The following is a 22888-nucleotide window of genomic DNA, read 5'->3' as shown; positions in this document are numbered from 1 at the left end:
AAATGGTTGTCATCAAAATCGGCGGCTCGCGCGGCATCAATCTCGACTACGTTTGTGCGGATGTAGCCGCGCTCGTTCAAGAAAGCAAGCAAATCGTTGTGATGCACGGCGCGGGCAACGAGTCGAATGTGCTGGGCGAGAAGCTGGGTCATCCGGCGAAGCACGTCACGTCGCCGCAGGGGTTCACCTCGCGCTACACCGACCGCGAGACACTGGAGATTTACGTGATGGCGGCGTGCGGCAAGATCAACACGTTCCTCGTCGAGCGTTTGCAAAAGCTGGGTGTCAACGCGATTGGCTTGTCCGGCGTGGACGGACGTTTGCTCGAAGGCACGCGCAAGGACGCGATTCGCATCGTGGAGAACGGTAAGCAACGTATTTTGCGCGACGATTACACCGGCAAGGTCGAAAAAGTCAACGCTGACCTGTTGCACGCTCTACTAGAGTGTGCGTACGTTCCCGTCATTGCGCCGCTCGCGATCAGTTACCAGGGCGATGCGATCAACGTGGATGGCGACCGCGCGTCGGCGATGATCGCCGGCGCGCTCGGCGCGGAACAGTTGATCATTCTCACGAACGTCCCAGGTTTGTTGCGCGCGTTCCCGGATGAAGCGTCGCTTATCACGCACATTGACAAGCATCGCGTCGAAGCATCCATTGATTTCGCCGAAGGGCGCATGAAGAAAAAAGTCCTGGGTGCGAGCGAGGCGCTGGGGCTGGGAGTCAAGCAGGTTATCTTTGCCGACGGTCGCGTCGAGCAACCGATTCGCAAAGCACTTGAGGGTAAGGGAACCGTAATCGAATGATGACCAAAGCGCGCTCGACCGTCTATGCGTTTATGGACGAAAGCGGCGACGCGGGCGGCAATGTTCGTAAAGGCGCGTCGCCGCATTTCGTCCTCGCGATGGTTGAAACGACTGTGCCCGACCAGTTGCGCGAAGAGTTGCACCGCTTGCGTGGCGCGCTTGGCTTGCCGGCGACGTTCGAGTTTCGTTATCACGATACGCGCAAGGTTGCGGTGCGCGCCGCGTTTTTCGTATTGTTGCATTCACTTGATGTGCGAATTCGCGCCGCGGTTGTGGATAAGGCGCAGTTGCCGGCGGAAGCGCAGAACTGGGGCGAGCAAGAGATGTACGAGTATGCGATCGGCGAAATGGTCAAGCACTCTTCGAGAGAAGAATTGTCTGAGGCGATTCTGGTGATTGATGGCGAACGTAAACATCGCTTTGTTCAAAAGTTGCGGCAATACCTTTCCAAGCTCGGGCGCGATCAAAAGCGCGGGCGTATTTTCAAAGCAATCGTTTTGAAAGAATCCAAACGCGAGGATGGTTTGCAATATGCAGACATGGTGGCAGGCGTCATCGCTGAAAGAACCGAGCATGGCGAATCGGCTTTTGATGATTACGTGGATTCGAAACTCAAAGTGATGTTGAGTTTGCCGTGAAAATAACACCCCCTTGCCTATCCTGTGTACATGACGCAGGAAAGCCGCCAATATGGACATCCCAACGGGGAGCCAGCAGAGGGCGACCGTGTCGGCAAGGGGGTAAAACGGTTAGACCGTTTTGTTTCGGGAATCCCTTTCGAGTCTCCGTCTTGATTAAATTCTATCACGCGTGACAAAAGGAGTCAAGCACTTGAATATCGCAGACATTGAATCCAAATATACGTCCGGCGTTTACACTAAACGTCCGCTCGCGATGGTGCGCGGCAACGGCGCGCATTTATGGGACGAGAGCGGACGCGAGTACATTGATTGCGTCGGCGGGCAGGGCGCGGCGAATGTCGGGCACGCGAACGCGGCGGTTGCCGACGCGATTGCCGAGCAAGCGCGCACGTTGATTTCACTCACCGAGATTTTCTACAACGACAAGCGCGCGGCGATGGAAGAAAAACTCGTCGCGATTGCGCCGAACAAGGCGAACCGTGTCTTCCTGTGCAACTCGGGCGCGGAAGCGATCGAAGGCGCGATTAAATTCGCGCGTTATGCAACCGGGCGCACCGGCATCGTCGCAATGATGCGCGGCTTTCACGGGCGCACGATGGGCGCGCTCTCGGCGACGTTCGAACCCAAGTACCGTGATCCATTCGTCCCGCTCGTTCCCGATTTCTCGCACATTCCGTTCGACAATCTCGACAAAGCGCGCGCAGCGATCACAGATAAGACGGCGGGTGTTGTCGTCGAGATCGTGCAAGGCGAGGGCGGCGTGCGCCCGGCATCACGCGAATTTTTGCTCGGCTTGCAAGAGATTTGCCGCGAGCGCGGCGCGATGTTGATCGTGGACGAAGTGCAAACCGGATTCGGTCGCACCGGCAAAATGTTCGCGAGCGAGCACTACGGGCTGGAAGCCGATTTCGTCGCGGTGGCGAAATCCATCGCGGGCGGCATGCCGATGGGCGCGATCTTGATCGGCGAACGCGTCAAGAAACTCGAACCGATGATCCATGGCTCGACGTTCGGCGGCAATCCGCTCGCGTGCGCGGCAGGACTTGCCGCGATTGGTTACATCGAAAAAGAAAACCTGCCCGCGCGCGCGGCAGAACTCGGCGCGTACATGAAGGGACGCTTGGAGCGCATCGAGTCGCCGTTGATTCGCGAAGTGCGCGGGATGGGTTTGATGCTCGGCGTCGAGTTGAAACAAAAAGTGACGCCGTATCTCAGCGCGTTGATGGAACGCGGCGTGCTCGCGCTGCCCGCGGGATTGACCGTGTTGCGTTTACTTCCACCGCTCGTGATCGAAAAGAGCGATCTCGATATTGTGGCGGATCAGATCGAGTATGTATTGAATCAACCGAGTGCTTGAGTCGCGGCGACAACTTGCTCACGGAGGCACACACATGGACGAACAAGTCTTGACTGAATACATCATTGACCAACTCGGTCGCCATGTCACGCGCAACGACCTGATTTTCGACATTTGCCAACGGACGGGCTTGCCGTGGAGCCAAGTGAGCGATTTGGTCACGCAGGTTGAACGGAAGGATCAGAAAAAAATCGCGTTGAAGCAGAGTCCTGTGTTGTTGCTCATCGCCGTAGGCATTTTGATCGGCGGAGTGTTTTTTGCATGTGGCGCGTTGATGTACTTTGTTGACTTGGCGCGCGCGAACAAGTTCAATCTCGATCCATTCAGTTTGCGCCGCGATTATTTCAACGTGATTCGATTGTTCACCGGACTGGCGATGATCCTGGGTTCGCTCTTCGGCGTTGGCTCTTGGTTCAAGACAATTCTCAAATAAAATGCCAACGACTAGCGCCAGCGCCATCGTCTTCACGGAAGACCGCCAACGCGTCTTGTTGATCAAACGCGAAGATTTCCGTATCTGGGTTTTGCCAGGCGGCGGAATCGAGCCGGGCGAAACGCTGGAGCAAGCCGTAATTCGTGAAACGCGCGAAGAGTCTGGGTATCATGTTGCGATTGAGCGGCTCGTCGGAAAATACTGGCATCCGCAAACGTCGCGCGGCGGCAACCTGATGCACTTGTTCGAGGCGCGATTGATCGGCGGCGCGCCGATTTCCAGAGGTCCCGAAACGCGGGCGGTAGATTTTTTTCGGTGGGTCAGTTGCCGCCGCGGGTCCTGCCGTGGACGCGGACGCACATTGCGGACACGCTGGCAAACTCGGCGTCTGTCTTTGTGCGCACTGAACGATTGCCTTTTTACCAAGCTGTGATTTTGCGTATCGGGGTCGCCCTGCGAAATTTTCGCAACCAGTACATTCTGCGTCGGAAATAATATGGTCAAGGTGATTTCGGGCGAGCGCGTTGGCAAGCAAGGACGATTGACTGTTGGTTGTTCTGCCGCAATCTTTGATTCGAGCCACCAACGCATCTTGCTTGTTCGCCGTTCTGATAACGGTCAATGGACTGTTCCCGGCGGCTATATGGAAGCCGGTGAGAGTTTGACCGAAGCGTGCGCTCGCGAGGTGAAAGAAGAGACAGGACTTGATGTACGCGTCACGCGCCTTATCGCTGTCTACACCAATCCGCATATTTTGCTTGAGTATCCAGACGGAAATCGTTGGCAGGTTGTCGTGCTTCACTTTGAAGCTAAAGTCATTAACGGATACTTGAGTGTGAGCGACGAAACTACCGAATTCAAGTATTTCTCTTGGTCAGAGATTGCGAACCTGACAATGGGTTCGTTAGGTCGCCAACGGATTCTTGATTCATTTGAGATGAATCAGGCAACGCTCATTCGGGACACTTTTTCAACTAGAGATGTGTAGCTCGGCTCAGTTGGTGATGTTCAAATGATTCCCGTTAGTTCGAAAGAATCTCTTGATCTCTATACGCTTGTCCAGCGCCTGCGCGAAAACATGCCGCAGATTTTGCGCGCATATCCGGCGGTTCAGTTGGCATATTTGTATGGCTCGGCGGCAACTGATTCGGCGACGCGCTGGAGCGATGTGGATATAGCGCTGGTTGCCGCACGGTCCTTGTCTATTGGCGAGGCGTTGAATGCGGAACTAGAAGTGTACAGCGAGTTGATGCATCGCGCCAACATTCGCAATGCCGATGTTCGGTTGATTACAAATTATCCACTTACCTTTCAGGGGCAAGTGGTCTCGCGCGGGATCCTGGTTTATGCACAGGACGAAGCATTTCGTGTTGCCTACGAGACGCAGACGCGCGACGCGTATCTGGATTTCAAGCCGACGGAAGATAAATTACTCGAATCCTTGCTAATCACTTTGCGACCAGGAGGCGATATGTTTGATCGAGAAAAAGTGTTAAAATTGCTGCGAGTGCAACGCGACTATCTCAAACATCTACGCACCTTGTCACAAATCGCTGTCGAACAGTTCGTTGCCGATCCGAACGCGACGGGGGCGGCTCGTTATTATTTCTTGATCGCTGTTGAAACCTGTCTTGATATTGGAAATCACCTTATCGCGGCAAAGCAGTTTCGCGCGCCAACAGACTATGCTGATGTTTTCACCATTTTGGGTGAGAATAAAATCATTCTGCCGGAGTTCGCGCAAACTATGCGGAAGATGGCAGGCTTTCGTAATCTGCTCGTGCATGTTTATGCCGAAGTAGATGATCGGCGCGTGCACGAATATCTCGAAACGCGCCTGGGCGATTTTGCACAATTCCAACAGTACATTTTGCAGTTCATCGAAAAACAATGAATTCAGTTGATCTGCTCACCGGTCTCGTCAAAATATTTAGCCCATCTACCCAGGAACGTGCGGCAGCCGAGTATCTCGTCGCGCAGATGAACGCGCGCGGCTTTCGCGCGTTCGTGGACGACGCGGGCAACGCGGTTGGCATTCTTGGCGAAGGCACGCGCGACATTATTTTGCTCGGACACATTGACACGTTTCACGGCTACATCGAGCCGCGTATCGAAGATGGAAAATTGTACGGACGCGGCGCAGTAGACGCGAAAGGGTGTCTCGCGACGTTCGTCTCCGCGTGCGAAAAAGTCGGCGCGCGCGAGGGTGTGCGTTTCGTCGTCATCGGCGCGGTCGAGGAAGAGAGCGCGACGTCCAAGGGTGCGCGCTTCGCGGTTACGCAATATGCACCAGAATTCTGTGTGATCGGCGAGCCGAGTGGCTGGGATCGCATCACGCTCGGCTACAAGGGGCGTGTGCTCGTGGATTACGAAATGGCGAAAGCGATGACGCACACCGCGAGCAAGGAACGCGCGGCGACTGAAGAAGCCGTCGAATTTTGGAATCGCGTGTCAGCATATGCGAGCGAATACAATCGCGACAAGCGCGTGCCCGACCAACTCGATCCGTCGTTGCGTATGCTCAATTCGAGCGACGATGGTTTTAAGGATCGCGTCGTAATGCGAATCGGTTTGCGTGTGCCAATCGGTTTGACGATTGCCGGTGTCGAACAACAGATCGCGGAATTTGCGAACGGCGCGGCGCTCGCATTTTCGAGCGAAGAGCCGCCGTTCCGCGCGGACAAGAGCAATCCGCTCGTGCGCGCGTTTCTCAGCGCGATTCGCGACGCGGGCGGCAAGCCGGCGTTCGTGCTCAAGACCGGCACGGCGGACATGAACATTGCCGGACCCGCGTGGCAGTGTCCCATCGTCGCGTATGGTCCAGGCGATTCGGCGCTCGACCACACGCCGAACGAGCATCTCGACCTGGACGAGTACGCGCGCGCGATTGATGTGCTCGCGCGCGTGTTGGCGAGTTTGTGATGGAAACGGCTGACGGTTGACCGCAGACCGCCGCCAATTTTCTGCAGTCGGCGGTCGGTGGTCTGCGGTCATTTTTGGAGCCACAGTGGACAACATTGACTTTAACTGTATCTTTTGCGCGATCGTCGCGCGGCGCGCGCCCGCCGCGATGGTGTACGAAAACGATGGCGCGCTCGCGTTTCTCGACATCAATCCGGTGACGCAAGGGCACACGCTGGTCATTCCTAAAAAACATTGCCGCAATGTGTTTGACATTGACGACGCCAGCGGTACAGCCGTGATGCACGCCTCGCGCGTCGTCGCGCGCGCGCTACGCGCCGCCTTTCATGCGGACGGCTTGACGATTCTACAGTCGAACGAACGCGCGGGCGGACAAGCGGTCTTTCACTATCACGCGCACCTCGCGCCGCGTTTCACCGGCGATGGGTTAATGTCGCGCAATGAGACCGAACGCCGTTTGCAATGGCGCGCCCGCGCACAAGTTTCGCGTCAGGAACTCGACGCGATCGCGGAACAAATTCGCGCGCAGATCAAGGACGATTGATGTGGAGGCGGACGATGGGGTGTTGGTCGCGCTCGTCAATCAACCGCGCGATTTGGAAATCGTCCGCGCCGAACGCTGGTATCGCATCCCGGCGAAATACGCGCCGACGCATTTGACCCAGGTACGGTATCTCGCGTTCTATCTGCCGCGCGCGTTCGGCGAGTGTAAATGGACGATTCGCGAGTACGCGCCGGTGCGCGGACACGAACTCGTCCGTCGCCGCGATCTGTTTCCCGCCGAGTCCGATCATCCGCGCGCCGATGACGCGTACTACAAATTGCAACTGGGACAACTGATCGCGTTGCCGCGCCCGATTATCAGCCCGCGCGGGCGGCGAATGCTTTTTATCTGGACGACCGGCGACAAATTTTCGCGCGCGGTCGAGCTCAACGATCTGCTCGGCGCGAACGCGGCGGACGACGCGTTGTGGCGCGCGCTGCAAGACGCACGTATCGGCGGCGAGCGACAGATTGTCGTCCGCGATGCGCGGACTCGCTATCGCGTCGATTTCTGGATTCCGTGTTTACGCGGCGATGTGGTCATCGCGTTGGGCGGTCCCGCGCGTAAGTTACCCAAGACGAATCAGTGGCGCGCCTTGCGTTTTTCGACGACCGAGATCGAATTGTGCGCGGCAAATTGTGTACGGCAAATCAAGCGGGTAGTGCGTGAATTAGGCGGAGCAAAATACACTTTCGCGGAGAGGCAAACGTGAGCATTCTCATTGACAAGAAAACCAAGTTGGTCGTGCAAGGCATCACTGGGCGCGAGGGCGAATTCCACGCGCGCCAGATGATGGAGTACGGCACGAACGTGGTCGCCGGCATGACCCCAGGTCGCGGCGGCGAAACGGCGCTGGGCAAGGTGCCGGTATTCGATACGGTCGCGCAAGCCGTCGAAAAAACAGGCGCGAACACGTCGGTTATTTACGTGCCCGCACGCGGCGCGGCGGACGCGATTCTCGAAGCGGCAGATGCCGGCATCAAGTTGGTCGTGTGCATCACCGAAGGCGTGCCGGTCGTGGATATGCTGCGCGTCGCGCGACGATTGCCGGAAACCGGCGCGTTGTTGATCGGACCGAATTGCCCAGGTCTGATCACGCCGGGCAAAGCCAAGGTCGGAATTATTCCGGGGAACATTTGCCGACCCGGTCCCGTCGGCATCATCGCGCGCAGCGGCACGCTGACATACGAAGTGATTCACGCGCTCACGCAACGCAAGATCGGTCAGTCCACGTGCGTCGGGATGGGCGGCGATCCGGTGCACGGGTTGGGTTTCATCGAAACGCTCGAAATGTTCGAGCGCGATCCGCAAACGAAGGCGATTGTGTTGATCGGCGAAATTGGCGGCACGGACGAAGAAAAAGCCGCGGCGTACATCAAAAAGTGCGTGACCAAACCGGTCGTCGCGTTCGTCGCGGGGCAGACCGCGCCGCCGGGCAAACGCATGGGTCACGCCGGCGCGATCATCGAAGGCGGCACCGGAACGGCGGCGGAAAAAATCGCGGCGTTCAAACGCGCGGGTGTACCCGTCGCGCGTTTTCCCGGCGAAGTAGCCGACCTCGTCGCGCAAAAACTCGCGGCGAAAAAATCCACGCCCAAGCAAAGAGCGAGTAAATAAAGCTGTCATTGCGGGCGGAGCGGAGCAATCTCTGTTTCGCGTGCAATGCCGCAGGAGGTTCCAATGAACATCCTGGATCAAGTCATTTCGTTCCTCGGCGATCAAAACATCGAGGCGTACCTCGTCGGCGGATTGGTGCGCGATCAACTCCTCGACCGTCCTTTGCGCGATATTGATCTCGCGCTCGACGGCGACGCGATCGAGTTGGCGCGCCAATTCGCCGATGCGCGTGGCGGCGCGTTCTATTTGATGGACGAAGAACACAACGTCGCGCGCGTGATCCTCGAAGACACGCACATTGATTTCGCACAACTGCGCGGCGATCTGCGCCAAGACTTGGCGACGCGCGATTTCACGATCAACGCGATGGCGCGGGAGTTGGGTAGCAACGACCTGCGCGATCCGTTCCACGGGCAAAAGCATTTGCAACTGCGCCAGATTTGCGCGGTGACTGACGAGGTGTTCGCGAACGACCCGGTGCGTCTCTTGCGCGCGATTCGTCTTGCGGGCGAACTCGGTTTCGAGATCGGCGCGCATACAGACAAGTTGATGCGCCGCGACGCGCACTTGCTCGCGTTCGCGCCGATGGAACGCGCGCGCGACGAACTGTTCAAGATTCTCGCGCTGGACCATCACGTCGCGTCGTTGCGCCTCGCCGATCAATGCGGCGTGCTCGGCGCGCTGCTGCCCGAACTCGCCGCGCTCAAAGGCGTCACCCAGTCCGCGCCGCACGTCTACGATGCGTTCGAGCACACGTTGCGCGTCGCGGACGAACTGGAACTTGTACAGACGCGCGGTTATACCGAAGTGGCGAACGGCGAATTTGCCGCCGAGTTGCAAACGCATTCTGCTCAGATCGTTTCGTCCGATCGCTCACGCGCTCAACTAGTACGCCTCGGCGCGCTGTTGCACGATGTCGGCAAAGCCGTGACGCGTTCCGTCGGCGAATCGGGCGCGATTCACTTTTACGCGCACGAAAGTCTAGGCGCAGAGTTGAGCGCGACGATCGCGCGACGATTGCGCTTGAGCAACGCGGAAGTCGAAATCGTGACGCGTGTCGTCGCGCAACATCTACGTCCGACGTGGTTGGAACGCGAGGGACGCGTTTCGAATCGCGCGGCGCACCGCTTTTTCCGCGATGCCGCGGATGCGGGTGTGGACGTGTGCATTCTCGCGTTGGCGGACCGGCGCGGGACGTATGCGCCGAACGCGTATGGCGACGCCGATGTCTTGACGCGCGCGATTTGCACGCGCTTGCTCGACGCGTATTTTCGCGCGCACGAAACCGTGATCGCGCCGCCGCCGTTGCTCGACGGACGCTCGTTGATGAACGAACTGCGCCTCGAGCCCGGCAAACACATTGGCGAACTGCTCGACGCGATTCGCGAAGCGCAAGCGGCGGGCGAAGTGAACACGCGCGAAGAGGCGTTCGCGTTCGCGCGTACTCAAGTAAACAAGTAGAATGGTAGACCGGTAGACAAGGAAGCCTGTCTACCGGTTTCTTGTCTACTTTTCTCCCCAATCTATGGAACTCCAAGTAGCCGTTGCCAAAGTGTCCAAATGGGCGGTGCGCGAATCCGGCGACACGCTCGAAATGATCGAGCGACCGCACGGCGGCATCTCGTTCGTGTTGGTGGATGGTCAGCACACCGGTCACGGCGCAAAGCAAATCTCGAACCTGGTCGCGCGCAAAGCGATCTCTCTGCTCGCGGAAGGCGTGCGCGACGGCGCGGCGGCGCGTGCGGCGCACGATTACTTGTACACGCAGTACGACGGCAAGGTGTCTGCCGAACTGCACATCGTCTCGATTGATTTGGTGAGCAAGACGATTGTCATTTCGCGCAACAGTCATTGTCCCGCGCTAGTCAGCGATGGCGGCGCAGTACATTTGCTCGACGAACCGTCCCAGGCGATTGGCGTGCATCGCCGGATGAAACCGGTCATCGCGGAGTTGCCGCTCGCGGCGCGGATGACGGTCGTCGTGTTCACCGATGGCGTGCTCGATGCGGGAATTCGGTACGGACAGAAATTTGACATTGCCGCGTTTGTAAAGTCGCAGTTGTGTGACGAGACTATCGGCGCGCCGGAATTGGCGGATGCGATTCTCGCGCGCGCGAACGAATTGGATCGCGGCAGAGCGAATGACGATACAAGTGTGCTCGTCGTGCGCGTGGTGCCGCGTACGGACACTAGCGACGCGCGTCGTTTGACGTTGCGGTTTCCAATCGAGTGATGCGAATCGCGATTGTCGGTCCGTGCGCGGCGGGCAAATCCACGCTCGCGCAAAATCTCCAGGCGCTGGGTTATCAAGCCGATGATTGCGGACAGGAACACTCCGGCGTTCAAACGATGTGGCAACGGATTGCGAAACCCGATCTCTTGATTTACCTTGATGTAAACCTCGTTAACATCAACGCGCGGCGGAACGTCAATTGGGAACAGACTTACCTTGACGAGATGAATCGGCGGCTCACGCACGCGCGCGCCCACGCGCATTTTTTTCTCGATACGAACGATTTGACGATTGAGCAGGTGCGTGATCGCGTCGTGCAATTCCTCCAATTCCCGACTTACAATCTCTAGCGTCCAATTTCCAATCTCCAACTTCCAACCGCCAAACACAATTTGCCACTTTAGCGCACTTGGTTTATAATCGCTTTCGTTTTGTCGCACTAAATCTTATCAGTAGGTGAATGTAGAAATGCGCGAACGTAACTATGGAATGCTCGTTGGGATCATTTTCCTCGCGCTAGTCGCCGGGTGGATTGCGTTACCGGACAATCCCGGCTTGCGCATCGGTCCCATTCAAAAAGAAATCAAAGTCCACGAAGGGCTGGACTTGCAAGGTGGTTTGCAAGTGCTCTTGCAAGCCGACGGGGTCGAATGTGGTAGCGTGAGCAGTGATGCGATGGAATCCGCCAAGGCGATTGTCGAAAACCGCGTCAACGCGCTCGGCGTCGTCGAACCGGTAATTCAACGGCAAGGCGCGTGCCGCATCGTCGTCGAACTTCCCGGCTTGACGAATCCGGACGAAGCGATTCGCACGTTCGGCAATACCGGCTTGCTCGAATTCATTGATGCGGGCGATACGTCTTTGGCAGCCGGTCAGATCGTTCAAACGACCGGTCCGTCTACGGTGGTACTGCCGGGTCAACCCATCCCGACGCCGGCGCCGGCAGTGACCACGACGGCGGGCGTCACGGCGACCGCGCCGTTGACCGCCACCGTGTATCGCACTGTGATGACCGGGCGCGAACTGCGGACGGCGAGCGTGCAATTCGGGCAAACGATTAACCAACCGTACATTGATTTTTCGCTGTCTGACGACGGCGGAAAAATCTTTGGCGATTACACGACCAAGAACGTCAACAAATATCTCGCGATTACGATTGACAAGCGCGTGATTTCCTCGCCGATTATCAAGAGCGCGATCACCGAAGGCAAGGGCATCATCGAAGGGCAGTTCACGTTGGACGAAGCGCAACGACTCGTCGTTCAACTCAAGTACGGCGCGTTGCCGGTCGCGCTCAAAGTCGTCGAGTCGCGCGCGGTCGGTCCGACCCTGGGTCGCGATTCGGTGAACAAGAGTATCACTGCCGGCGTCATCGGCTTGGCGATTGTCGCGCTGTTCATGTTGCTGTACTATCGTCTGCCCGGTTTTCTCGCCGATCTCGCGCTGATCGTCTACGCGTTGGTCGTCTTTGCGATCTACAAGGTCGGTGTGCCAGGTCTGTTCCCGTATGTGACGCTCACCTTGCCGGGCATTGCCGGGTTTATCTTGTCCGTCGGCATGGCGGTGGACGCGAACGTGCTGATCTTTGAACGCATGAAGGAAGAACTGCGTTCGGGGCGCTCGCTCGAACTGGCTATCGAAGCCGGCTTTCAACGCGCGTGGACTTCGATTCGCGATTCGAATGTCTCGACGCTCATCACGTGCGCAATTCTATTCTGGTTCGGCGCGAGTTTCGGCGCAAGCATCGTCGCCGGTTTCGCGCTGACGCTCGCGATTGGCGTGCTCATCAGTCTGTTTACGGCGATCACGGTCACGCGCACCTTCCTGCGCCTGACGATGGACATGAACGTCACCGAGAATCACTGGTGGTTCGGCGTATAGCGAAAGTAAACCTTCCAGGTCTTCAAGACCTGGAAGGTTTTTTCATCGCGCGAGAAAAAAACGTCCCCGTCGCTTGTGACGACGGGGACGTTTTAGGAAGGAGGGAGGAGCACAATGGGCCGCACCGCCCGTTTGACTCCGCAGATAATATCGCATCGTGAGGTCGTAGTCTGGTCAAAGCATAGTCAAAGATGTGTGGCAATCATCGCAAGGCGATTTCTCGTGAATCTGCCTTGCGAAGGTTTGAAGGTATCGTTCTCTGAAAACCGATTTTTTTGTGTTCGCGCGATTCCTCGGCAGAGTGATCGGTAACCTTTGCAAGGGTGGGCTGAGTGGATCCGATTTCTTTGCCATTTTTAGGGACTTGTGCTAGAATGCGCGCCGTTCTAATGAAATCATTTCTCGTGTATTGGAGGACGTGTGCTTGACATCGTAGGAAAGCGATATTGGTATTTTGCGCTGTCGTTGTTGGTGATTATTCCCGGCTTGATCGCCATGGGCATTCACTGGGGACAAACCGGGCAACCGTTCCGTCTGGCGATTGATTTTACCGGCGGCACGTTGTTGGAACTCAAATTCGATAAACCCCAAACCTTCAACACGGATGACATCGGCAAGACCTTCGCGCAATTTGGAATCACGAGCGACGTGTCGGTTCAAACATCGGGCACTGATACGTTGATCATTCGCTCCAAGGAACTGTCGCCCGAAGCCAAAGCCAAGATCGTCGGGGCGTTGTCCGAGAAACTGGGCAAGTTCACCGAACAGCGCGCCGAATCGGTTGGTCCGGCGGTTGGCACCGAAGTGACGCAACGCGCGGCTGTCGCAGTCGCGCTCGCCGCCATGGCGATTTTGCTGTACATCACCTGGGCATTTCGCCGCGTGCCGCAGCCGTTCCGCTACGGCGTCTGCGCGATCATCGCATTGGTGCACGATGTCTTCGTCATTGTTGGCGCCATGTCCATCGCCGGCTTGATCCTGGGTTGGGAAGTGGACGCGCTGTTTCTCACCGCGACGCTCACCGTGATCGGTTTTTCGGTGCACGATACCATCGTCGTGTTCGACCGCATTCGCGAAAACATGGGACGCTTGCGCGGCATTCCGTTCGAAGAAGTCGTCAATCACAGCATTTTGCAAACACTCGACCGCTCGATCAACACCGTGTTGACGACCTTGTTCACACTGAGCGCGATCATTCTGTTCGGCGGCATCACGATTCGCCATTTTGCCGTCATCATGTTCATCGGCATTTTTAGCGGCATGTACTCGTCCATCTTCAACGCCGCGCCCTTGCTCGTCGTGTGGGAGAACCACGAGATCGGCAAATTCCTACACCGTTCCGAGGGCGGGCAGAACAAAGCCGCCGCCTAACTTGGATTCGCATTCCGCCTTCACGACAGCCACCTCGAATCGAGCGTGGCTGTTTCTTTTTGACGCTCCTGGGCGCTTGTGATAAGATACGCTCGTGCCGCCGCAAATTCACGCGCGCCCTGCGCGCCCGGAGGACAAAGCTCCCATCCTCGCGTTTTGCCAAAACACGTTTTCGTGGGGTGATTACATTTCGGAAGCGTGGGACGCTTGGCTTGCCGATACGACGAGCTGTCTCATCGTCGGCGAAGCGGATGCCCAGCCCGTGGGCATTCTGCATGTCAAGCCCATCGAAGGCGGCGTCATGTGGATGGAAGGGATGCGCGTGCATCCAGAGTTTCGTCGTCAAGGCGTGGCGTTGACGATGGATCGCGTGGGATGCGCGTGGGCGCGCGAACATGGTGGTCGCCTCGCGCGTCTGGCGACGAGCCGCAAGAATACCGTCGCGCAACACGCGATCGAGTTCCTGGGTTATCACGTCATCGCGCGATTCAACGAATGGAACGCCGACGCGTTGCCCGGCGAATGCGCGCACATTGCCGCCGCCTCCGATGCGAACTTGCTCTTGATGGCGTGGCGCGATTTTGCGCCGCGCGTCGCGGGGAATGTCCTCTTGCCCAATCGCGATTGGCGTTGGACGTACCTCACGCGCGCGCGTGTCCAAGCCGCGTTGGACGCGTACCAAGTGCGCGCGGTCAAATCGGGTTGGATGTTCTTGCACGACGAACAGGGCGATGATTGGCGCGCGCTGATCGTCCACGCGTTCATTGGCGACGCGCACGCGTTGCGCCAACTCGCGCTTGCTGCGCGCGCCGAAGCGGATCATCGCGATTACCGGCGCGTCGAAATCATCGTCGCCGACCATCCACTTTTGAACGGCGTACTCCAAGACGCCGGTTATCTTTGTGAAACTGGCATGCTGATCTACGAGAAAATTTTGTGAATGCCAACCTTCGCTAGGTTGGGCTGGGTAGATACCAATTCTGTGATCCGATATTTTCTTTTCTTGATTGTTCTTTTGCTTGCCGCGTGCGCGCCGATTACGATTCCCAGTTCGGTGCGCGAGGAAACCGTCACGGTTACGCCGCGCGCGACGGTTGCCAGCACGAACGCGACGCCCGCACCGAGCAAAACACTGTCCGCGACGCGTGTACTCGAAGCGACGCGCGCGCCGACCCGCGCGCAAACCATCGCGCCGCTCGCGTTGAATTACGAACGCAACACGCGCGCGATCGTGATCGAAGCCGATACGTTCGGCGGGGGCACGCCAATGCCGCGCGACGCGCACGTGCCGATGTTTCGATTGTTTGGCGACGGCTTGGTGGTCTTTGCCGGTGAACCTGGTTTTGCCAATGGACTCGACGCGTCCGTCCGCGTGGGACGCTTGACCGAAACGCAGATCCAAACTCTGCTCAACGATTTGAACCAGACCGGTTTTTTCGGTTTGCAAGAGTACTATGAACCGCGCGTCAAAGCGCCCGACCAGGCAACCGCGACGATCAGTGTGTATCTCGCGCGCGCGAAAACGGTGCGCGTGTACGCGCCGGATGATGCGAACACGCCCCAGCAATTCGCCGACGCGTACGCCATCATCCAACGCGCGATGCCGACCGACGCGCAATCGTTTACACCGACCGATGGTTTTCTCAGTGCGACGCTTGCCGGTTCGGCGAGCGAAATCGCGAGCGCGAATTTCGGCGAGTGGAAAGACGCCGGCGTGCGCCTGGCGGATGTCGCAGACGGCGTGACGGTCGCAGGAAATAATTTCGCGGCGATTGCCGCGCTCGTCGGCAAGACGTATCCCGGCGCGTTGTTTCGCGAAGGCGAGCGCGTGTATCGTGTGCGTTTTGCGCCGAACCTGCCACGCGCCGCGCATCTCACCGATTGGCTTGGTACGATTCTCAACGCGCCGCGCGAATTCGACGGACGCGCGTTCGAGATCGTCGGCTACTTTCGCGGTTGGAACGTCTACGGCGAAGCGCGCGGCAATCCGCCGGTCTCGCGCAGTGACTGGGTCATCGCCGATGCGAGCGGCGCGATCTATGTGACCGGCGCGCCGCCGCGCGGACTCGATCCATCCGCGCGTGTGGACGCGTGGACCGTGATTCGTCTGCGCGCGACGGTGAATTACGTACGACTCGGCACGAGCCACCTGGAGGCGCGTCGAGTGGACGTGATGCCTTTCGAGTTTTCGACGCCAACGCCGCCCAGTGTCGCGTTACCGATTGCGACCCCCGCGCCATCCGCCATCGCGACGCTCGCGCCGAGCGCGACGCCATCGCCAATTCCGCCGACGCCGATTCCAACTGTAACGCGCGTGATCCCCACGCGCACCCTGGTGCCTAGTGTGAATACATCCGACGCCGCCATTGCGATTATCAAAAAACAGTTTCCCGAAGTCGCGCACATCAAGCCCAAGAGCGCGGGCGCAATCGGCGCGAGTACGGACATCAAAGTGATCTTGCCGCGCCAGGACGCGTGGCTCATCGTGTTCTGGGAGGGCTGGGGCGATTGTCCTGCCGGATGCATCAATCATCGGTACACGTACTTTGCCGTCGAACGCGATGGGCGCGTGACCAGAGTGGGTGAGTACTCGCGGATTTACAACGCGGAGAAAAACGCGTTCGAAGAAAAGGGTTCGCCGTTGTGGGGTGTGCCCTGACAATTTTCCCTTTGCGCGCGCACGCGTCCCAGTATGCCATACGCGCGATCCTGGGATGCGCGCTGTTCGTGATGTGGTGGTCGTTCGCGTTGCCCCGCGCCGATGCCCAATCGGCGAATGTGACTGCCGATCTGCTCGCGCGGATCAATCGCGAACGTGTGGCGCGCGGACTTGCCCCGCTCGCGCTGAACGCATCGTTGACCGCCGCCGCGCAAAATCACGCGAACGATGTCGTGAATTCCGGCAAGTACGGTCACGTTGGTTCGGACGGCTCGATGGCGGCGGATCGCGCGGCGCGCGCCGGGTACGGCGCGTACAGCTGGGGCAGACGCATTGGCGAGAACTGGGCGAACTATCGCGACACGGCGACGGCGTTCGCGATGTGGATGGAGAGCGCGCCGCATCGCGGCAACATTCTGCATCCACTCTATCGCGAGCTTGGGATCGGCGTCGCGCCGACGACGATTGGCACATTTGTTTACGTGCTCGTATTCGGCGCGCAACCGAACGTGCTGCCCGTGTTTATCAACGATGGCGCGCCGCGCACAACCGATTTGAATGTGCGTCTTACGTTGACCACTGATGAGGTCGCGCCCGCCGGCGATGGTGCGAACATCGGCAAGCCGACGGAAGTACAAATTTCCAACGCGTCGAATTTTGCCGGCGCATCCTGGCAACCATTTGCATCACCGATCAAGTGGACGCTCGCTGAGGACGCAAGTACCAAAACCGTCTACGTCAAGTATCGCGATGCGAAAGGACGCACCGCAACGTCGAGCGCCTCGATCGCGTTCGGCGCGAGCAATGATGCGCCGGCGGGTCGCGCGCCTGCCGCGCAAATCGCGGCGACGAGCACGCGCGATGTGACGGCAACGCCGCGCGCGACCGCGACACTGACGCGCACTGCCACGCGAGCGCCGGCGACTTCTACGGTCACGGCAACGGCGACCATTGCACCTACCGAGACGTCATCGCCAACGCCGACCGATAGCCCAACCGAAACGGCGACATGGACGCCGATGCCAAGCCCGACGATTACGCCGTTTGTTGTCACCGCTACACCAGAATCGCGCGCGGAGACAACCGACGCGAACCAATTGCCCGACCCAGTCGCGCTCGGCGCGTTCGGCATCGGCGTGATGCTTGGCGTGCTCGCGTTGGTCAATCGGCTTGCCAATCGGATTTTGTAGAGACGTTGCACGCTCCGCGAACGTCTCTACAAAATCCGATCCAAAAGCAATCCTTTACTTCTAACAACACCTTCGCCAAAATCATAAATTCATCCGCGAATAACGCGAATGAATTAAAAAATTAGCGGAGATTCGCGTTATTTGCGGATAAAAAAACGGGTGAAAACGATTTGGCGAAGGTATTGCTAAACGATGAATAATACGCGTTACCTTGTTTTGCTGACGATCCTATGTTTGCTCACGGCGTGCAATGCCCCGCCGCTGTTTTCGTCCGCGCCGGCATCGGCGAGCGCGGACGATCACGCGACGTACGTCGTTCAAGCGGACGATACGGTCAGTCAAATCGCGGCGCGCCATTACATGACGATCGAGCAGTTGATCGCGCTCAATATCGAACTCTATCCGCAACTCGCGCGCGATCCATCGTTGCTCCAACCGGGTTGGCGTTTGCGCGTTCCCACGCCGAGCGCGGTCGCGGCGGCGCGCGCGACTGCCACCGCGTCGGGACACTCGACGAATCTCGACGAATCGGTCGCCGCAGTGGTCGCGGAAATCAACTCAGTGCGCGCGCAACGCGGTTTGCCCCTGCTGCGCGCCGACTTGACGCTCACGCGCATGGCGAATGATCGGTGCGCGGATATGGTCGCGCGCAATTATTTCAGTCACTACGATCCGCAGACCGGGCAACAACCGTTGTTGCGTTATTTGCAAGCGACCAAGTACACGTATCACACCGCTGGCGAAAATATCGCCGAAGTTAAGAACGACGCGTTCTGGGTTCCACCCTGGCTCACGGTGCTCGCGCGTTATTCGTCGTCGGAACTCGCGCATCAATTTGTGGCGAGTTGGTTGAGTAGCACGGAACATCGCGCGAATATTCTCAACGGACAATATCGGCGCACGGGTGTTGCGCTCTCGGCGACCGGCGATTCGCGCCGCGTCGTTGCCACACAACTTTTTTCGGATTAACCTTCCCACCTCACCCCTCACCCCCTTCGCCCCCTCTCCCCTCTCCTGATTAAAAGAATCAGGAGTGGGGCGCGGGGGGTGGGGGGAGTGGGGTGAGGCGTGAGGTCGCAGGAGGCGTGCTTTGAACGAAGGCATTGGACTAGCGCCGTACGTGGTTGACCTGGTGATCGAACGCACGCGCGATCATGCGCCTGCGCTTGCGGAGTTCGCCGCGCGGATCGAACCGTTCGCCGGCGAACTGCTGAGTGTGTGGGCGAACACGTACCGCCAAATCGCGCTGACCTATTCGCCGGGGCGTGAGACCGGGTCCGGCGAACTGACAGAAGAGGTCGTCCGCGCCTTTTTTACCGGCTTGCGCTATTCGAATTTGCGCGAAGCGTTCACCGCGCTCGACGACTGGGCGCGCCAACTCGCGCAATCGAGTCTGTTGTTCGACGGCGCGTTGCGTTTGAGCGCCGAGTACCAACGCACGCTCGTGCCGTTGTTGATGCGCGCGTACTCGCCCGGTCCCGAACTGCAACTCACGTTCGAGGCGCTCGACGAATTATTCAATGGCATCACGTTGCTCGTCAGTACCGCGTACATCGAAACCGGTCAAACGCGTTTGGCAGCGGGCGCGCAATATCGCGTGATCGGTCAGTTGACCGGCGGCGCGGCGCATTCGCTCAACGACGTGCTCGCGTCCATCCTGGGTCGCGCGCAATTGTTGCACGACCGCGTGCGCGACGACGACGCGCGCTACGAACTCGATGAGATTAGTCACGCGGCGACGAGCGGCGCGCAGATGATGCGGCGCTTGCAAGAATTCGCGCGCGCCGAAACACAATCCCAGTTCGTCGAGACCGACGTGAACTTGTTGTTGCGCGACGCGTCCGAGGTGACGCGCTTTATGTGGCGCGATCAAGCCGAAGTCCAGGGCTTGTTCATTGACGTCGTGCGCGATTTCGCCGACGTGCCGCCCGTGCGCGCGCAACCGATGCAACTGCGGCGCGTGTTCGTCGAACTCATCATCAACGCGATTGAAGCCCTGCCGCGCGGCGGCATGATTACGTTGCGGACGGAACGCAAAGCGAACACGGTGCTCGTTTCGATCATTGACAACGGCGAAGGTATGGCGGACGCGGTGCGGCAACGCATTTTCGATCCGTTCTTTTCGACGAAGGGTTCGCCGCATTTGGGCATGGGCTTGACGATGGCGGCGCGCACGCTCACGGATCACAACGGTATCTGGTCCATCGAGAGCGCGCCGGGACGCGGGACGACGGTCACGCTCACACTGATCGTCGCGCCGCGCGTGACGGAACCCAAAGCGGTTGCGCCCGAAGAAACTCCGCAAGTGTTGTCGGTGCTGGTGATTGACAACGAGAGCGCGGTGCGCGACATGGTGGGGCGGATGTTGTCCTCGGAAGGTCATTCGGTTGTGACGGCGGAGAGCGGTTCGGAAGGCATCGCGGAATATCGGCGCAAGAAATTCGATCTCGTGTTCACCGACCTGGGAATGCCGGGCATGTCCGGCTGGGAAGTGGCGCAGGGCATCAAGCGACTCAATCCGCAAGCGATTGTGGTGTTGATGAGCGGGTGGGCGGTGTCGCTCGATCCGCGCAAGGCGCACGAGCTGGGCGTGGATCTCATTTTGCAAAAGCCGTTCGACGTTGCCGAGGTTCTGCGCGTGATCGCGGAATCGCGCGCAGTGAGTCGCGCGATGTGAATTGATCGCGCACAAATTGGACGCGGATGAACGCGGATTTTCTTCGCGTTCATCCGCGTTTTGTTTAGAGCGAATTCTGATTCGGTTTACGATATGCGTTGCATCCAAGACCAGTCAGGTTTCTAAAAACCTGACTGGTACCTTACGAGTGAAATGTTTGCACAAAAAGCAAAGATTATTGGACGCAGATGAACGCAGATGAACGCAGATAAATTTTTTCTGCGCTTGTCTGCGCTCGTCCGCGTCCCATCCAGATTCCTTGATTGATTTCGGCTTGTCCGAGTTAGGAATTTGCTCAAAGTATCGGAAATTCCTTGTCACAAAATCGAAAACTTGTGCTATGATAACGCAAAGGCACGTTGGGTGATTTTTCAAGACCAAGCGCACTGAGAACCATTGATTAGGGAGGACGCTCATGTCTGACGCGGTGACCCAGTTCGACTATGACGTTTTCATCTCGTACAGCAGCAAGGACGCCGAGTGGGTGCGCGGCGATCTGTTGAAATGGCTCGAAGCGCACGGCTTGCGCGTGTGCATTGATTTTCGCGATTTTCGCGTTGGCGCGGTAGGCGTGACCGAAATGGAGCGCGCGGTCAGGACGAGCCGCAAGACGGTTCTCGTCCTCACACCGAATTATCTCGCGAGCGATTGGACCGCGTTCGAAAACTTGATGTTGCAAACGCTCGATCCGATCAATCGAGAACTGCGCTTGATTCCGCTCCTCAAAGAAAATTGCAAACTGCCGCCGCGCATCGGCATGCTCACGTATGTGGGTTTTGTCGCGCCGCACGATTGGAATTTTGCGTGGCAACGTCTCCTCGACGCGATCAAATCGCCGGCGCAATCATCCGCGAGTGTGCCGCCGCCCGCACCTCCCGTCGCGCCGACACCGACAACCCCGGTCAAACCGATTGAACTCTCTCTCCGTTTCACTTCCGAAAACGACACCGCGCCAATTTTTGTTTCGATGTTTCGACCGGATTTCGGCGTATCCACGAATCCGGTTTCGTTCACGCCGCCGCTCGACGACAAGCAACTCGCGGATTTGCGTTGGTATCTCGAAGATTTTTCTTTTTGGCCCTCGCAACCGGATTACGAACGCGCCGCGCGCATCGAACACGATTTGGAATCCTGGGGACGCGCGTTGCGCGACAGCGTTTTGGTTGGCAAAGACGCGCCGCGTCTCTGGCAACAATTCCTCGACACCCCAATTACCAATTCCCAATTACTAATTACTGTTGATGCTACCGACCCGCGCGTCCTGCGTTTGCCCTGGGAATTGTTCGCGGACGAAGGCGGACATATTTTCGCGCGCGGGATTGGCGTGCGCCGACGTTTGCAAAACGCGACCACCGTTGCGCCCGCGCAAACGTTTGAATTGCCGGTGCGAATCCTCATCGTTACTGCGCGCCCGGACGATGCCGGGTTTATTGATCCGCGCAGTGAAACGATTCCGCTCCTCAACGCGCTCGACGAACTCGGCGACCAGGTCGCGGTCGAGTTTCTCGATTCGCCCACGCTCTCCGCGCTCGATGCGCGTTTGCGCGATCGGCACAAATCGCGCGTGCACGTCGTCCATTTCGACGGACACGGTGTGTACGACCAGACCATCGGCTTGGGCTATTTGTTGTTCGAGGACGACGCGCACAAATCGGACCGCGTGGATGCGAACCGGCTCGGCACGTTGTTGTTCAACTGCGGCGTGCCGCTCATCGCGTTGAACGCATGCCAGAGCGCGGCGCAAAAAGACGCGAACCCGTACGCGAGCGTCGCGGCGCGGCTCATTCGCGCGGTCGTCGGCAATGTGCTGGCGATGAATTATTCCGTGCTTGTCGTCGCGGCGCAAAAATTCGTCGGCGCGTTTTACGGCGGCTTGGTGGACGGCTTGACGATTGGGCAAGCGGTGGACACGGGGCGGCGCGCGTTGCTCGCGGACGAAAATCGTCACACGTTGATTCGCACGAACGCGCGCGGCGACCAAATCGAAGTGACGACGCATTTGCGCGATTGGTTTCTTCCGGCGTTGTATCAGCAATCGGTTGACCCGGTGGTGTTTGACCCCCACCCAACACCCACCCCCATGGCCAGGGGGAGGGTCCGGGCGGGGGTGAGGTTACCCGCCGCGTTGCCTCCCGAACCCTTGCACAAATTTCACGGTCGCGCGCGCGAATTGCTCGCGATTGAACGCGCGTTTGCGACGCATCGCATCGTCGTTCTGCACGGCTTTGGCGGCATCGGCAAGACGACGCTCGCGGCAGAAGCCGGGCGATGGTTCACGCGCACCGGGCGATTCCCCGGCGGCGCGGCGTTCGTTTCGTTCGAGGGCGGCGGCTCGCTCGCGCAGTTGTGTTCCTGGGTCGGACAAACGCTCACGCGCGATCCGAATTTCGTCATCGGCGATGGCGACCCGGTGCAACGCATCGCCGCGCTAATGCAGGGCGGGGAGATCCCGCCCCTACTGATCATTCTCGACAATTTTGAATCGGTGCTGGGGCGCGAGCCGTTGATGCCGGCGGATGAATTGAGCGCGGTGTTGGATGCGGTGTGGCAATGGGTG

The 22888-nt window shown here is 58.6% G+C and carries 22 protein-coding genes; all 22 read left to right on the top strand.

Features of this window, described 5'->3' with window-relative positions:
• Positions 1-2: 2 nt before the first annotated feature.
• The gene (locus HY868_21935; protein ID MBI5304811.1) at positions 3-806 is read left to right on the top strand and encodes a [LysW]-aminoadipate kinase; all 804 of its coding nucleotides are present in this window, start codon (positions 3-5) and stop codon (positions 804-806) included.
• Entirely contained in the window at positions 803-1444 is a 642-nt protein-coding gene (locus tag HY868_21930) for a DUF3800 domain-containing protein (GenBank protein ID MBI5304810.1), read from the top strand. The genes HY868_21935 and HY868_21930 overlap by 4 nt, the downstream gene beginning before the upstream one ends.
• A 256-nt stretch (positions 1445-1700) precedes the next feature.
• Positions 1701-2804 (top strand): aspartate aminotransferase family protein, encoded by a 1104-nt coding sequence (locus HY868_21925; protein ID MBI5304809.1) that lies wholly within the window; start codon positions 1701-1703, stop codon positions 2802-2804.
• A gap of 34 nt (positions 2805-2838) precedes the next feature.
• A complete protein-coding gene (locus HY868_21920) occupies positions 2839-3237 on the top strand; it encodes a hypothetical protein (GenBank protein ID MBI5304808.1) in 399 nt (132 codons plus the stop codon).
• A gap of 1 nt (position 3238) precedes the next feature.
• On the top strand, positions 3239-3670 hold the full coding sequence (locus HY868_21915) for an NUDIX domain-containing protein (protein ID MBI5304807.1): 432 nt from the start codon (positions 3239-3241) through the stop codon (positions 3668-3670).
• Between the two features lie 63 nt (positions 3671-3733).
• On the top strand, positions 3734-4225 hold the full coding sequence (locus HY868_21910; GenBank protein ID MBI5304806.1) for an NUDIX domain-containing protein: 492 nt from the start codon (positions 3734-3736) through the stop codon (positions 4223-4225).
• A gap of 24 nt (positions 4226-4249) precedes the next feature.
• A complete protein-coding gene (locus HY868_21905) occupies positions 4250-5131 on the top strand; it encodes a DUF86 domain-containing protein (protein ID MBI5304805.1) in 882 nt (293 codons plus the stop codon).
• Positions 5128-6159, top strand: a complete 1032-nt coding sequence (locus HY868_21900; GenBank protein MBI5304804.1) for a [LysW]-lysine hydrolase — start codon at positions 5128-5130, stop codon at positions 6157-6159. Before HY868_21905 ends, HY868_21900 begins: the two co-directional genes overlap by 4 nt.
• A gap of 85 nt (positions 6160-6244) precedes the next feature.
• Positions 6245-6703, top strand: a complete 459-nt coding sequence (locus HY868_21895; protein MBI5304803.1) for an HIT domain-containing protein — start codon at positions 6245-6247, stop codon at positions 6701-6703.
• A gap of 1 nt (position 6704) precedes the next feature.
• A complete protein-coding gene (locus tag HY868_21890; GenBank protein MBI5304802.1) occupies positions 6705-7415 on the top strand; it encodes a hypothetical protein in 711 nt (236 codons plus the stop codon).
• Positions 7412-8320, top strand: a complete 909-nt coding sequence (gene sucD / locus HY868_21885) for a succinate--CoA ligase subunit alpha (GenBank protein ID MBI5304801.1) — start codon at positions 7412-7414, stop codon at positions 8318-8320. The genes HY868_21890 and sucD overlap by 4 nt, the downstream gene beginning before the upstream one ends.
• A gap of 63 nt (positions 8321-8383) precedes the next feature.
• The gene (locus HY868_21880; protein MBI5304800.1) at positions 8384-9781 is read left to right on the top strand and encodes a CCA tRNA nucleotidyltransferase; all 1398 of its coding nucleotides are present in this window, start codon (positions 8384-8386) and stop codon (positions 9779-9781) included.
• 64 nt (positions 9782-9845) lie between these two features.
• Complete coding sequence (locus tag HY868_21875) at positions 9846-10553, top strand: serine/threonine-protein phosphatase (GenBank protein MBI5304799.1); 708 nt, start codon at positions 9846-9848, stop codon at positions 10551-10553.
• On the top strand, positions 10553-10903 hold the full coding sequence (locus HY868_21870; protein MBI5304798.1) for a hypothetical protein: 351 nt from the start codon (positions 10553-10555) through the stop codon (positions 10901-10903). The genes HY868_21875 and HY868_21870 overlap by 1 nt, the downstream gene beginning before the upstream one ends.
• Before the next feature lie 118 nt (positions 10904-11021).
• Positions 11022-12434, top strand: a complete 1413-nt coding sequence (gene secD, locus HY868_21865; protein MBI5304797.1) for a protein translocase subunit SecD — start codon at positions 11022-11024, stop codon at positions 12432-12434.
• A 420-nt stretch (positions 12435-12854) separates the two neighbouring features.
• Complete coding sequence (gene secF / locus HY868_21860; GenBank protein ID MBI5304796.1) at positions 12855-13805, top strand: protein translocase subunit SecF; 951 nt, start codon at positions 12855-12857, stop codon at positions 13803-13805.
• A gap of 94 nt (positions 13806-13899) precedes the next feature.
• Positions 13900-14745 carry a GNAT family N-acetyltransferase gene (locus tag HY868_21855; protein MBI5304795.1) on the top strand — a complete coding sequence of 282 codons (846 nt, stop codon included), beginning with the start codon at positions 13900-13902 and terminating at the stop codon, positions 14743-14745.
• The gene (locus HY868_21850) at positions 14746-16464 is read left to right on the top strand and encodes a hypothetical protein (protein MBI5304794.1); all 1719 of its coding nucleotides are present in this window, start codon (positions 14746-14748) and stop codon (positions 16462-16464) included.
• Positions 16449-17654 carry a CAP domain-containing protein gene (locus tag HY868_21845; protein ID MBI5304793.1) on the top strand — a complete coding sequence of 402 codons (1206 nt, stop codon included), beginning with the start codon at positions 16449-16451 and terminating at the stop codon, positions 17652-17654. Before HY868_21850 ends, HY868_21845 begins: the two co-directional genes overlap by 16 nt.
• Positions 17655-17846: 192 nt before the next feature.
• A complete protein-coding gene (locus tag HY868_21840; GenBank protein MBI5304792.1) occupies positions 17847-18623 on the top strand; it encodes a LysM peptidoglycan-binding domain-containing protein in 777 nt (258 codons plus the stop codon).
• A gap of 121 nt (positions 18624-18744) precedes the next feature.
• A complete protein-coding gene (locus tag HY868_21835) occupies positions 18745-20331 on the top strand; it encodes a response regulator (GenBank protein ID MBI5304791.1) in 1587 nt (528 codons plus the stop codon).
• A 415-nt stretch (positions 20332-20746) separates the two neighbouring features.
• Positions 20747-22888: CHAT domain-containing protein (locus tag HY868_21830; protein MBI5304790.1), on the top strand; the 2142-nt coding region annotated here is incomplete at its 3' end.

It is taken from the genome of Chloroflexota bacterium (genome assembly GCA_016219275.1).
Classification (GTDB): Bacteria; Chloroflexota; Anaerolineae; order UBA4142; family UBA4142; genus JACRBM01.
This window is presented reverse-complemented; position numbering and strand designations above follow the sequence as displayed.